This is a genomic window from Methanohalophilus sp. RSK, from assembly GCF_003722075.1.
Lineage (GTDB): Archaea > Halobacteriota > Methanosarcinia > Methanosarcinales > Methanosarcinaceae > Methanohalophilus.
The window spans coordinates 61201-73897 of sequence record NZ_RDSK01000013.1; the positions used below are offsets into that span (position 1 = coordinate 61201).

Consider the following 12697-nt stretch of genomic DNA (forward strand, 5'->3'; position numbering starts at 1 on the left):
ATGATATGTTATTATTTATATATCGTTATCCCATAGGACATATCATGCAAATCGGAAAGGTAAGGCTTGGAGGAAACCTTTTGCTTGCTCCAATGGCAGAGGTGACCAATCTTGCCTATCGGGTAGTTTGCAGGCGCAGGGGTGCATCTTTTGCTTTTACCGAGATGGTTAATTCAGAGGCGATACTGCACGACAATGTAAAATCACATCATATGGCGTTAAGTTGTCCGGATGAGGGTATATTCGGTGTCCAGATATTTGGCAGATCCCCGGTTTCTATGGCAAAAGCTGCCCGCCTGATTGAAAATGAAACATCTCCTTCAATTATAGATATCAATGCGGGCTGTCCGTCTCCCAGAATCCGGAAAACGGGTGCGGGTTCAATGCTTATGGAAAAACCTGATGTGCTGGAAAATATTGTACAGTGTGTAGTGGAATCAGTAACTGTGCCGGTTACTGTGAAGATACGCGTATTCAGGGATGTGTCACAGACTGTAGAACTTGCATCAAGGCTTGAAAATGCCGGGGTCTCAGCCATAACAGTCCATGGAAGGACTGCCATGCAACAATATTCAGGTGTAGCGGATCATTTGTACACTCGTAGGATTAAAGAGGAGTTATCAATACCTGTTATTGCAAACGGGGATATACGCGACGGTGCTTTTGCTGCTCAAGTCTTAGAATATACGGGATGTGACGGTCTTATGATAGGGCGGGCGGCCATGGGGGATCCTGATATCTTTTCAAGGATAGCGGCATTCCTTGAAAGTGGTGTAGAGTCTTCACCTGCCGATTGTTATCAGCGAAAAAGCAGTCTGGAGGAATATCTGAAACTACTGGAAACCTATGATTTGAACAAAAATGTAAACCTGGCAGCACATTCTGCGTGGTTTACCAGGGGTCTTGCAGGTTCCAGGTCATTCCGCAATTCCATCCAGAACGTAAAGAGTAGTGAGGGTATTATTTCCAGGATGGAAATACTATGCAGGGAGGCCTAATTGTTCTTTTGGGTTTTTTAAAATAAATTTCTGTCATTTGTTATCACCGAAAAACTAAATAGGAATTAGTTATTCTACACAATTAAACATTGTATTTATTCCAATTACCATCCAAACGGTAATTGTTGATGCATGCGGGTTCGTATCCGCTATCTACAATTATATGTTCATTACATTTGTTACGGAGAATACAGATGAAAGAAATAAGAATACATGGTCGAGGCGGACAGGGTTCGGTAACAGCAGCCGAACTACTGGCAGGAGCCGCTTTTGAGGATGGCCAGTTCAGTCAGGCATTCCCGGCCTTTGGTGTCGAAAGACGTGGAGCACCAGTACAGGCATTTACAAGGATCAGCGATGCCCCAATCAGGCTCAGAAGCCAGATATATGAACCGGATTACATAATTGTTCAGGATCCCACACTTCTTGAGGTAGTGGATATTGCAAGCGGTGCAAAGGATGATGGTATCATAATTATTAATTCTGATTTTGCTCCGGAAGATTTTGATCTTGACACCAATGCCCGTATAATGACTGTAAATGCAACAAAAATTGCTCTTGATATCATTGGCAGGCCTATTGTCAATACTGTTCTTTTAGGAGCCTTTGCAGGTGCAACGGGCGAGGTCAGGGCCAGTTCCATTGTCAATGCAGTAAAGGGGCGCTTCTCTGGTAAAATAGGAGAGAAAAATGCAGAGGCTGTGCAGAAAGCCTATGACTTGATGGCGGAGGATAAATAATGAGCATACAACTCGGAGGAGTCTGTCAACCCGGTACCACGAGGGCAAACAAGACTGGTAGCTGGAGAACATTCAGGCCTGTCTATGACTACGATAAATGCATCAAATGTAAATTATGTGAATTGCTCTGTCCTGATATGGCAGTACTACCCAGGGACGACGGATTCTTTGAATTTGACTACGATTACTGCAAAGGATGCGGAATATGTGCCAATGAATGTCCCAAGGAAGCCATCGATATGGTACTGGAGGAGAAATAAATGACAGTTATACGTACCCTTGACAAGGATAAGATGGATGTGGCCGAAGGTTCCTATGCAGTGGCCCATGCTGTGAAGGTATGCAGGCCAAATGTTATTTCTGCATATCCTATCACCCCACAGACCCATATTGTGGAGGACCTTTCCCAGTTTATGGCCGATGGTGAGATTCCAAACTGTGAATATATAACAGTGGAATCTGAGTTCTCCGCCCTTTCGGCCCTTGTGGGATCCGCAGCAGCAGGTGCCAGGTGTTATTCGGCCACCACCTCGCAGGGTCTGGAACTGATGCATGAGGTGCTTTTCAATGTATCAGGAATGCGCCTGCCGGTTGTAATGACCATTGCAAACCGCGCGGTCAGCGCTCCTATTAACATCTGGAACGATCAACAGGATTCAATTTCCCAGCGGGACACTGGCTGGATTCAGATGTATGCCGAGGATCTGCAGGAAAGCTCGGATATGACTGCCCAGGCTTACAAGGTTGCAGAAGATAAGGACGTAATGATGCCTGCAATGACCTGTATGGACGGTTTCATCCTGTCTCACGTCTATGAACCTTTGGTCTTGCTGGAACAGGATCTTGTGGATGAATATCTGCCTGCTTATGAACCGGAATTTACTCTCGATCCTAAAAACCCGCTGACCTTCGGTGCCTTTGCAGATCCAACTGCCTACACTGAATTCAGGTACCTGCAGCAACAGGCGATGGATAATGCCCTGCCCAAGATAGAAGAAGCTGCCAATGAGTTCTATGAAATATTTGGAAGGTACTATGGTGGCCTTATCGATGAATATGAAACAGAAGATGCTGATATAATCCTCATGGCTATGGGTTCACTTGTGGGTACCATCAGGGATGTCGTGGATAAACTCCGTGCAAAGGGAATTAAGGTCGGCTTGCTTAAAGTAAGGACTTTCAGGCCATTCCCTGCAGAAGCAATAAAGAATGTTGTAAAGGATGCAAAGGTTGTTGTCGCACTTGACAAGAACATCTCTCTGGGACTCAATGAAGGATCCCTGTTTACCGAGACCAAGGCAAGCCTGTATAATACTAAGGTTGATGTCCCGATAGTGGGCCGGATGCTTGGACACGGTGGTCGTGACATACCCGAAAAAACCATTGAGGACATCGTGGAGGAAGCTAAAGGCATAATTTCTTCGGGTATCAATACTGAGAGCAAATATGCTGATCTGAAGGAGGAATTGTTGTGAAATCATTGTTTACATCAGGACACCGTGGTTGCGCAGGTTGCTGTGATGCAATGGTGGCCAAGTTCACCCTTATGGCTGCAGGGGAGGACTGTATTGTAATATCCCCTACCGGCTGTCTGGAAGTTATGAGTACACCTTACCCTGAAACTTCCTGGGAGGTTCCGTGGGTTCATTCCCTCTTCGAGAATGCAGGGGCTGTGGCTTCCGGTGTGGAGGCTGCCCTTAAGGCAATGGGTAAGAAAGGTGACACCAAGGTAATCGCTCTGGGAGGAGATGGTGCTACTATTGATATCGGGATGAGATCCATTTCCGGTGCCTTTGAAAGAGGCCATGATATTACCTATGTATGTATCGATAATGAGGCATACATGAATACCGGTGTGCAGAGAAGTGGTGCTACACCCTTTGATGCGTCTACCACAACAAGCCCTGCCGGAAAGGTTTCCTATGGAAACCCCAGGCCCAAGAAGAATATGCCTGCAATAATGGCAGCTCATGGTTCTCCATACATTGCTACAACTTCCCTGGGTTACCCCAAGGATATGATCAAGAAGATCAAGAAGGCAACCGAGATTGAGGGCCCAACCTATATTCATGCCCATGCGCCCTGTACCACAGGATGGGGTTTTGACACTTCCAAGACTGTGGAAGTTGCAAAACTGGCAGTACAGACCGGTCTGTGGCCGCTGTACGAAATGGAGAATGGTGAAGTTACAAAGGTACGCAAGATAGGCAAACAGAAAAAGCCTGTCGAGGATTATCTCAAGATGCAGAAACGGTTCAAGCACCTTTTCAAAATGGAAGGCGCAGGGGAACAACTCAAACTGATCCAGGCACTTGCAGATAAAAACATTGAAGATTTCGGGCTTGAATAAGCCTGAATCTTATTCTCTTTTTCTATGACAGCCAGTAATCTTTCTAATTTTCCTCAAATATGGGAACTTCTTAAAAAGGAGTATCCTGATCCACAGCCTGCTCTGCATTTCAAAACCCCGCTGGAATTGCTGGTTGCGACTATCCTGTCGGCCCAGAGTACGGATGTGCAGGTCAATAAAGTGACACGTGAGTTGTTCAAGAAATACCGTTCGGTTTTTGATTATGCGGATGCGGACATCAGTGAACTGGAAAAGGATATCTATTCTACCGGGTTCTATCGTAATAAGGCCAAACACCTGCAACAGAGTGCCAGAGTTATCAGCGAGGAGTTTGATGGTGAAGTTCCGTCCACTATGGAAGACCTGTTAAAACTTCCCGGTGTGGCCCGTAAGACTGCTAATATTGTGCTTGCAAGAGGTTTTGGTGTAAAAGCGGGTATTGCTGTGGACACCCACGTCAAACGGCTTGCTACAAGACTGGGTTTTACTGAAAATAAGGATCCTGTCAAAATTGAAAAGGATCTGATGGAACTTGTTGACAGGAATGAGTGGGATGATTTTTCCCTGACCCTGATATTACATGGCAGGAATGTATGTTTTGCCCGCAAACCTGCTTGTGGGCAATGTGTTGTACATCATCTCTGTCCTTCAAGTATTGTTTAACCATCCATATTAATAATTCCTTTTTTGCAATAACTTTTTATATTGAGTGTACTTTATTCGGTCTGTTACTTTGGATGGAATATGAATGAGTACTAAAAAAATAATTATGGGTATGCTTGCCATCTCGATCCTGGTGTTATCATCAGGATGCGTTGGTGGGGATTTAACGGCAGAACAGATAGCAGAACAGTTTGAACAAAAGCAGGATAATATTCAGGATTATTCAGCGACTATTCACATGGCTACTTTTTTAGAAGGAAATGAAGATAGTACCGTTGCCAGGTATGAAATGAAGAAACCAAATATGATGAGGACAGAAATAATTGAATCCTCGTCATCTGGTAAAATTATAACAGTTTCTAACGGGAGTACTACCTGGACCTATAATCCTGATGAAAATACTGTTATGGTCCTTGAATCACTAACAAGTTTCAATGAAAGTGATTTTGATTATCTGAATCTGATCCAGGATACAATGGAAAATAACGAGATTTCACTTGAAGGTGAAGAAAAAATCGATGATAGAGATTCTTACATTATTGCTATTAATCCCAGAGAAAATGAAAATAATCCGGCAAATACCAGTTATTTTCCAACAAATGTATCCACCCGGATGTGGCTGGATAAGGAAACCTGGTTGCCTTTGAAATATGAAATGTATAATGACGGTGAAAAGCTCATGGTCGTAGAATACCGTGACTTGAAAATTAACACCGGAATTGAGGATTCGGAATTTAATTTCAAGATACCGGAAGATGCGAAGGTAGTCAGGTATGATGACATCAATGATATGGTGCCTGAAGACCTGACGCTGGAAAAAGCGATGGATGTTTCTGAAAATGAGATCCTTGTTCCATCCTATCTGCCGGAAGGCTGCGAGTTACAGTATGCTCGTGTAAACAATAATTCGGCTCTTTTCGGAGGACCTGAAAATATTATATCTCTTTATTACCAGTCAGGAGATGGATTCCTTCATATTACTGAAACTTTTTATGAAGAAGAACCCTCTCTTCCGCAAAGGGGTGAACCTGTTACCGTCAACGGCAATGAGGCTCGTCTGACATCCTATCCGGATGGTGGGTCTACTCATCTTTCCTGGAATCGTGGAAAATGCATGGTAACGATCATGGGATCTGTGGATTCTGATGAAATTGTCAGGATTGCTGAATCCATGGAATGAAAGGTGCATTATGCACCTTTCCTTTATTCAAAAATGGTTTCTCTTTTCCACAAACTATACAAATCTAAAAAACCTCTCTTTTTATTATGTCACATATTGTTGTCCATGTGGACATGGACTACTTTTATGCTGCTATTGAGGAGCGTGAAGATCCTTCCCTTAAAGGCAGGCCTGTGGTAGTCTGCATGTATTCGGGTAGGGGGGAGCACGGAGGCTCGGTAAGCACCTCCAATTATACTGCCAGGGAATACGGTATTAAATCCGGCATGCCTTGTTCCAGGGCCATTAAACTGAATCCGGATGCGGTTTTTCTCCCTGTAAGGAAAGAGTTTTACACAGAAGTATCTGACAGTATCATGGAGATACTGCGCTCGCATGCGGATAATGATGAATCCTTTGAGCAGATCAGTATAGATGAGGCATTCATCGAAGTTGCGGATAACTGTAACGGTGATTTTGAATGTGCCCGTAAACTGGGTGAAGGTATTAAGCAAAAGATTCTGGAAAAAGAACATCTGACATGTTCTGTGGGGGTCGGGCCCAACAAACTCATTGCTAAAATGGCATCCTCGGAAAACAAGCCAGATGGACTTACGGTAATTTCACCCCATGATGTAAAACAATTTCTGGTGGATCGTACTCCCTCTCAACTCTGGGGTGTGGGGGATGTCACAACCGCCAGGCTTGAACAGATGGGTATAAAAACAGTGGGGCAACTTGCTTCTTCGGATATCGTGTCTCTTATAGATGCTTTTGGTAAAAAGAAAGGTTCATGGCTCAAAAAGGCTGCACAGGGGATTGATGAGTCTCCTGTCAGGCAACGGGAAGGAAGTGAGCAAATTGGCAGGATAGCCACCTTACCGGAAAATTCATCGGATTATCATTTGATCATGCCAGTCCTGGATAACCTTGCCGGTGATGTGATTAGAAAGGTCATCGAAAGAAGTGTTTCTTTCCGTCAGGTTACACTGATTGTAATCACATCTGATTTCAAAACCCAAACTCGTAACCATACCCTCCAGAGAGCAGTTGCTGAAAAAGAAATTCTGAGACAACATCTGGATAAATTACTAACAATCTTCCTTGAGGAAAACAAAACGGACATTCGCAGGATTGGAGTTAGGGTTGCCGGGTTACAGGAAGTATCGTCTCAGACAACGCTTGCTTCTTACTTTTGAGTCAGTTATAGGAGAGATTCGAATGATTTCGCGCCATCCAGTTTATCAGGACTTATGGTATCGTTTTCCAGAATTTCATTTTTAATATTGATTGGAACATCTGCTCGCAGAGCAAGGGCGATACAATCACTGGGTCTTGCATCGAATTCCATTTTAACATCGTTTTTGCTCAAAGTCAGACGGGCGAAAAATACTCCTTCTGTCTTTTCGTCAATGAATACGCTTTCCACTTTGCCTTCCATTCTTGAGAGGATGGACATCAAAAGGTCATGGGTCATTGGACGAGGTGTCGTCTCACTGTTTAATGCATTATTTATGGACAGGGCTTCCAGATGCCCAATATAAATCGGCATTATTTTTCCGCTCGGACCTTCCAGAATGACAGTTGGGGCTAGTCCCTCTTCCATTTTCATGAGGTAAACTCCCTTTACATTCACCTGGCAGGTTTCGTCTTCCTCTGGCATGCCTTTACCATGAAATTCAATAATATTAATATCTTATCAATTGATTGCTCTGTTGAAACTGAGACCATCAAATTAGCTTTTCACTTTAAAAGCGTAACTATTTATTCATTATCAACAGGCATTGCATGAGCGTAACTTATTTGTCATTTTATAAGCTAGGAAGTATATTAATATGTAAAACATTTATACAATGTTTGAATGGAATTTGTACCAAAGATTCAATTGCTAGCTATCTGAACCCAGATGGTGTATCAACATAATAGTCACGCTTCCACCGACGTGGCGCATACAAAAAATAAAGTATAAAAAATATCATTAAGTTAGAATGGAAGGATTTATGATTTAATTGGATGGTATCTCTATAAGTGTTAACATTTGTTCACACTCTTAATGGTTTAATCTCAATTTCATCCTCAATTTTCAGCAGATTGTTGATGTCAATCCCGTTCTCCCTATATTTTCCAAAAATTGAGGGGGTCCAGGATTTCGTAAATTTGGTTTACAGCACGGATTAGTTCCAATGGGAATATATTCTTGTTAGGTATAGTCTCGTATGTTCTTAGTTTTGTTTGCATTTTTGCCAAATACAGCAAAATTAAGAACACTTTCATTAATTTGGACTGTTCAAATTTGCTTACAAATCTATTCTTTTAATGTTCTTTATTCTTTGATCTAAAGTGGCTCCACATCTGCAGGGTTCATCTATAAGTGTGGCTATGTCACGAGTTCTATAGCGTATAAGAGGCATGCATTTTCGTCTCAACGTAGTGAATACGAGTTCACCTTCTTCGCCTGGCGGGAGTATTTTCCCTGTTTTTGGATCTATTACTTCAACAAGGAAATCTGCATTATTAACATGCATACCATCTTGTTCAGTACATTCGATGGCATTTGCCAGTCCCATCTCAGTCATCCCCCATTGTCTAAGGGTTTTACATCCCCATATTTCTTCAATCTCTTTTTTCATAAATGCAGTCAGTGGTTCTGAGGAACATATGATTCGTTTTATTCCTAACTCATGAGGATCTATGCCAAGTTCTTTTATCTGTCTGGATAAGCTGTAAATAAAAGAAGATGTTCCTATAATTACAGTAGTTCCAACCTTTTTCATGGTGGATATTTGACTTTCTGCATTAAGAGAATCATTTATTACGGAATCCATTCCAGCCAGATCACATGCTTTACTTAAGACAAGACCAGGTTCCCATGTCGCTGTTATAGTAGGATACATTATTTGGAGCGTATCTCCCTCTGAATCCATTCCGGCCATTTTTAAACCGGCCACTACGGAATCTACAATTTCTAGTAGTTCTTCTTGTGTATAAGATACTCTTTTTAGGATATTGGTGGTACCTGAAGTGGTAAATTCACGAGCTATGTCTTTTCTTGAAACACACAGAAAATGATAGGGTTTTTCAGCAAGAGCGACGGGATCTGTCAATGGTATACTTTCTAAGTCTTCAAGTTTTTGTATGCTGGAAGGGTCAATTCTTTCTTTTTCGTAAAGATCCATATAGTAGGGACTATATTTTGATGCATATTTCAATACTTCACGTAATTTTATAAGTTTATATTTTTCTATATCTTTCCTACTAAGACTATTCGGATTAAGAGTATTTTTCAATTCATTGGTTTTTGAGATATCTTTTTTTATTTTGACAATACTCCACTTTTCTAGTGGATTACTGGTATTACTGTCCAATTTTCTGGATTCGAGTTTTCTTTTTGCGATATTTTGGCGTACAGCATTATTGAATTGCTTTACAATTTGCATTACTAAACCTCCAGTTTCATCGAATTGAAGTCAAATGATTGTTGTATTTAAATAGATAAAATTGCATTTTAATAAAAAAGGGTGGATATTTAGGTTATTTCTCGGTGATCTGAGGGAAACTGCAGATAATATCCACCCTATAAACGGGAGTTTATTAATTGTTCATCCTGTATTTCTGTAAAGATATTCACCTTTGCAATTGGTGAGATTGTAGTTGCAGAAGGGAATAAATTTCCCATTCTCGGTCACAACATGTATACAACAATTCTCTACCCTTTCTCTCTCGTATGACCAGACATCCTGAAATGCCATCATGGAGATTGTGAGATAGTTATCCTTGCTCATCTCTATAAAGTCTGCCCAGCCTCCTTCCGAATTGGAGCATGAGGTATCAAGTGAGGTTACATCAATCTGTTTTTCACAGCATGAACCTTTGGCAATAATCTCACCACAGCATGAACTGTCATCATCTTCCTTTTCTTTCTCAGAACCTTTCCATCTGCCCATAATTGAGTTTTTTGTCTTGCTTGCCACATCGAAGGCTGATTTTGCGGCTCCAAGAGAAGTATTTGTCAGTGGTATGAATTCCCCATTGTTGACCAGTGTAAGGCAGGTAGTTCCACAATGAGCTGTCGGCATAAGCGAGGGGGTGAAGTTCTCAACTTTGAGTTGTCCATTTGTCTGATCTTCAATCGCTTCAAGGAGTTCAACTATGGTTATTTTTCCCTCCAGCATCGAAGGAGACCGTCCCGAATAAAAGACAGGCTGGAAGTGTACACCTCTGACTGTGGGTACCTTGTTGCTTGCAAATTTTATGATCTTACCAGTTTCATGAAGATTATAATTCTTAGCAACCAGAGGCACCAGGACTACACCAATATCGGCTTTTTCACATCTGTTGATAACTTCGGATTTTACATCGAACAGCTTTTTTCCGGTCCTCTGCATATAAACATCATCCGATACGCCATCAAATCCAAGATAGATCGAATCAATACCTGCAGAAGCAATCTTATCAAAATATTCCTGATCCTTAGCAATTCTGCGTCCGTTTGTATTCAGTTCTATATGATCGATTCCCATCTCCCTTCCCATCTTTATGATTTCAGGTAGATCGTCCCTGAGAGTTGGTTCTCCTCCAGAGATTTGGATACATGTGGGATCGTTCTGACATTTCTTGACCGTCTCAAACATCTTTCTTATTGTTTCCATGTCAGGATCAAGGCTCTTATCCATAGAAGAATTGGCAAAACAATATGTACAGTCCAGGTCACATCTGTCAGTTACCTCTACAACTGCCAGACATGTATCCTGTTTATGGGAGGGGCAAATACCACAATCGAAAGGACAGCCTTTATCCACATCTGTCAAGGGCGCCTTTACCCTTTTCCGATCTACATCGAAACATTCTTCCATCTTACGGTAATGATCCACATCATTAGAAATAAGAGCTGTGAAACTTCCGTGGTCATCGCACTCTTTTTTAATGAATACTTTACCGTCCTCAACGTATTTTACACCCTCAATCTTCCTGAGACACTCAGGACAAAGGCTTTCGACTTTATTTATGATATCCAATAGGCTCCCTCCCAAATATTAAATTTTTTACAAATCCCTATCAGCTATTTTTATGCTCTCTTCTCTTCCAGGATAGATTCAGCGGTCTTGAGTGTTTTTGCCACACCATCTGAAACATAGAACTCCTGGCACTTGGGGCATACAATAGCAGGCCCGGCTCTTGTGACTCCCATGTAGGACATGTCGACATTCCTTTCAAGTGCGGTCTCATTACACTTCTGGCAGATCCACTCACTTTGGTCATCATTTTCAACTTCATGAAGTTCTCCACCGGTTAGACCATCGATATGCATTTTGTGAGAATAGACATTGTTTAGGTTAATCCCCTCTCCTGATATTGTGTAAACAGCATAGGTGGTCAGATTTTCAGAATCGTCTTTGGCAATAAAAGTGTCCTCACTCTTATGCTTGAGTTTCTTTCCGTTTGACTCTGCTTTTTCGATGATTTCCTGGATCTCTTCTTTCTTGAATCCTTCATCTTTTAATAAATTTTGCACTTCTTCTGTCATATTTATATCCATGAGAATACCTCTTTAATTTGCTATAATTATGTCGCAATGATTTTTCTGCTTAGAACTTTTCGTATTTTCCGTGGTCTTTTGCAGCTTTTACAATTGCGTGAACATTTGCTGGAGGAGCGTTTGTTGGGCATTCACAAGCAGTTCCTAAAATGAAACCTCTGGGACTATCTTTACCTGCAAGGACTTGTTGCTTTGCCTGCTCATAAACCTGTGCGGGTGTACCACGGTCAACTAGTTTTGTATCAACAGTTCCGAAACATGTACAACGGTCTCCAAAATTTTCCACAAGTTTTGAAGTAGGGAATATTTCTTTTCCATCATACCCAATTTGTACAATAGTGAATGGGCTCATTGGGGCATCTTTCCACAAATCAAAATCATCACTATGATTTCCACAAAGATGATAATAGATTCCAGGGCCAGCGCCTTCATTTAGAACCTTTCTAACAGCTTTTGATACAGGATTATAACTGAACCTCTTAATCTGTTCTCTGTCCATCAAATCTCCACTAGCTACCACTGATCCGGTTATCATTACATTGGCTCCATACCTATCGGCGGTAACCTTACTCGCATTTACCATATGATCTACAGCTTTTGAACATAGTTTGTCAACTAAATCAGGATCTGTTATCATCCACATGAACACATCTTCAATAGCCGCCCAATTTGTAGCTAGTTCCATGGTACCAGCTAACTGGGTGATAGGAGCAAACATTTGTGGATATTCTTCTTTACAGGTATCCAATGCCCGGAAATGTCTTGTAAAACTCGGACCTTTGGCAAGTTCTTCAGGACTTAAGACTTCGAAGTTGTCAACATCCTCTGGAGTTGTGATTGGACGTTTTTGCATACCTGGTGGTGCACTTTCTTGAAATTTTAATTCTCCTCCGTAGTCCTCTCCCCAGTAATCTGCATACAGATAGTGTCCCACTGGAGTAACATCGTACAATTCGCAGGTATGACAGACCATCCTTACAGCTTCTTCTGGATTTTTATAGAAATATCCTGGACTCTTCCTGAACATGCTTGCGGCATGGGATAGGATGATGGGATCTACTGTTACTCTTTCTGAAGGCGTATCTGCCCATGGGGTTGTCCATAAATTCCCTGCTTTTTCTAGCCAATCTTGATTTATTGGTGCATAATCTTCTGCTGGCATTTTATCACCTGATATTTAGGGAATGCTAGTAAAGATCTTAATTTTTAGACACTTACTACCATCCATATTTACAAAATTTATCTACGTCC

General features: G+C 41.7%; 13 protein-coding genes. 8 read left to right on the forward strand and 5 right to left on the reverse strand.

Going from position 1 to position 12697, the window contains the following annotated elements; translation table 11 throughout:
- Positions 1-44: 44 nt before the first annotated feature.
- From dusB to dinB, 8 genes are all read left to right on the forward strand, one after another.
- Entirely contained in the window at positions 45-998 is a 954-nt protein-coding gene (gene dusB, locus EFE42_RS06355; protein WP_123136459.1) for a tRNA dihydrouridine synthase DusB, read from the forward strand.
- A gap of 194 nt (positions 999-1192) precedes the next feature.
- On the forward strand, positions 1193-1738 hold the full coding sequence (locus EFE42_RS06360; RefSeq protein WP_123136460.1) for a pyruvate ferredoxin oxidoreductase subunit gamma: 546 nt from the start codon (positions 1193-1195) through the stop codon (positions 1736-1738).
- The gene (gene porD, locus EFE42_RS06365; RefSeq protein ID WP_123136461.1) at positions 1738-1998 is read left to right on the forward strand and encodes a pyruvate synthase subunit PorD; all 261 of its coding nucleotides are present in this window, start codon (positions 1738-1740) and stop codon (positions 1996-1998) included. The genes EFE42_RS06360 and porD overlap by 1 nt, the downstream gene beginning before the upstream one ends.
- Positions 1999-3213, forward strand: a complete 1215-nt coding sequence (porA, locus tag EFE42_RS06370) for a pyruvate synthase subunit PorA (protein ID WP_123136462.1) — start codon at positions 1999-2001, stop codon at positions 3211-3213.
- Complete coding sequence (gene porB, locus EFE42_RS06375; protein ID WP_123136463.1) at positions 3210-4088, forward strand: pyruvate synthase subunit PorB; 879 nt, start codon at positions 3210-3212, stop codon at positions 4086-4088. Before porA ends, porB begins: the two co-directional genes overlap by 4 nt.
- Before the next feature lie 24 nt (positions 4089-4112).
- Positions 4113-4751, forward strand: coding sequence for an endonuclease III (nth, locus tag EFE42_RS06380; RefSeq protein WP_123136464.1), 639 nt, complete (start codon positions 4113-4115; stop codon positions 4749-4751).
- An 85-nt stretch (positions 4752-4836) separates the two neighbouring features.
- Positions 4837-5931, forward strand: coding sequence for an outer membrane lipoprotein-sorting protein (locus EFE42_RS06385; RefSeq protein WP_123136465.1), 1095 nt, complete (start codon positions 4837-4839; stop codon positions 5929-5931).
- An 86-nt stretch (positions 5932-6017) separates the two neighbouring features.
- Positions 6018-7109 carry a DNA polymerase IV gene (dinB, locus tag EFE42_RS06390; RefSeq protein WP_123136466.1) on the forward strand — a complete coding sequence of 364 codons (1092 nt, stop codon included), beginning with the start codon at positions 6018-6020 and terminating at the stop codon, positions 7107-7109.
- 5 nt (positions 7110-7114) lie between these two features.
- Here dinB and EFE42_RS06395 read toward each other — a convergent pair whose 3' ends face one another.
- The 5 genes from EFE42_RS06395 to EFE42_RS06415 all read right to left on the reverse strand — a co-directional run bounded on the left by EFE42_RS06395 (position 7115) and on the right by EFE42_RS06415 (position 12608).
- Entirely contained in the window at positions 7115-7573 is a 459-nt protein-coding gene (locus EFE42_RS06395; protein WP_123136467.1) for a bifunctional nuclease family protein, read from the reverse strand.
- A 634-nt stretch (positions 7574-8207) separates the two neighbouring features.
- On the reverse strand, positions 8208-9347 hold the full coding sequence (locus EFE42_RS06400) for a phenylacetate--CoA ligase family protein (RefSeq protein WP_123136468.1): 1140 nt from the start codon (positions 9345-9347) through the stop codon (positions 8208-8210).
- Positions 9348-9509: 162 nt separating this feature from the next.
- Positions 9510-10925: a radical SAM protein gene (locus EFE42_RS06405; protein WP_123136469.1), complete on the reverse strand. Its 1416-nt coding sequence runs from the start codon at positions 10923-10925 to the stop codon at positions 9510-9512.
- A 50-nt stretch (positions 10926-10975) separates the two neighbouring features.
- Entirely contained in the window at positions 10976-11446 is a 471-nt protein-coding gene (locus tag EFE42_RS06410) for a hypothetical protein (protein WP_123136470.1), read from the reverse strand.
- 49 nt (positions 11447-11495) lie between these two features.
- Positions 11496-12608: a uroporphyrinogen decarboxylase family protein gene (locus EFE42_RS06415; RefSeq protein WP_123136471.1), complete on the reverse strand. Its 1113-nt coding sequence runs from the start codon at positions 12606-12608 to the stop codon at positions 11496-11498.
- Positions 12609-12697 lie beyond the last annotated feature (89 nt).

Bases quoted from the DNA above. Each gene is read 5' to 3' on its own strand.
- dinB (WP_123136466.1), top strand. From the start codon at position 6,018: ATGTCACATATTGTTGTCCATGTGGACATGGACTACTTTTATGCTGCT.
- EFE42_RS06400 (WP_123136468.1), bottom strand. From the start codon at position 9,347: ATGCAAATTGTAAAGCAATTCAATAATGCTGTACGCCAAAATATCGCA.
- EFE42_RS06410 (WP_123136470.1), bottom strand. From the start codon at position 11,446: ATGGATATAAATATGACAGAAGAAGTGCAAAATTTATTAAAAGATGAA.
- nth (WP_123136464.1), top strand. From the start codon at position 4,113: ATGACAGCCAGTAATCTTTCTAATTTTCCTCAAATATGGGAACTTCTT.
- EFE42_RS06360 (WP_123136460.1), top strand. From the start codon at position 1,193: ATGAAAGAAATAAGAATACATGGTCGAGGCGGACAGGGTTCGGTAACA.
- EFE42_RS06385 (WP_123136465.1), top strand. From the start codon at position 4,837: ATGAGTACTAAAAAAATAATTATGGGTATGCTTGCCATCTCGATCCTG.
- porA (WP_123136462.1), top strand. From the start codon at position 1,999: ATGACAGTTATACGTACCCTTGACAAGGATAAGATGGATGTGGCCGAA.
- EFE42_RS06415 (WP_123136471.1), bottom strand. From the start codon at position 12,608: ATGCCAGCAGAAGATTATGCACCAATAAATCAAGATTGGCTAGAAAAA.
- EFE42_RS06395 (WP_123136467.1), bottom strand. From the start codon at position 7,573: ATGCCAGAGGAAGACGAAACCTGCCAGGTGAATGTAAAGGGAGTTTAC.
- dusB (WP_123136459.1), top strand. From the start codon at position 45: ATGCAAATCGGAAAGGTAAGGCTTGGAGGAAACCTTTTGCTTGCTCCA.
- porD (WP_123136461.1), top strand. From the start codon at position 1,738: ATGAGCATACAACTCGGAGGAGTCTGTCAACCCGGTACCACGAGGGCA.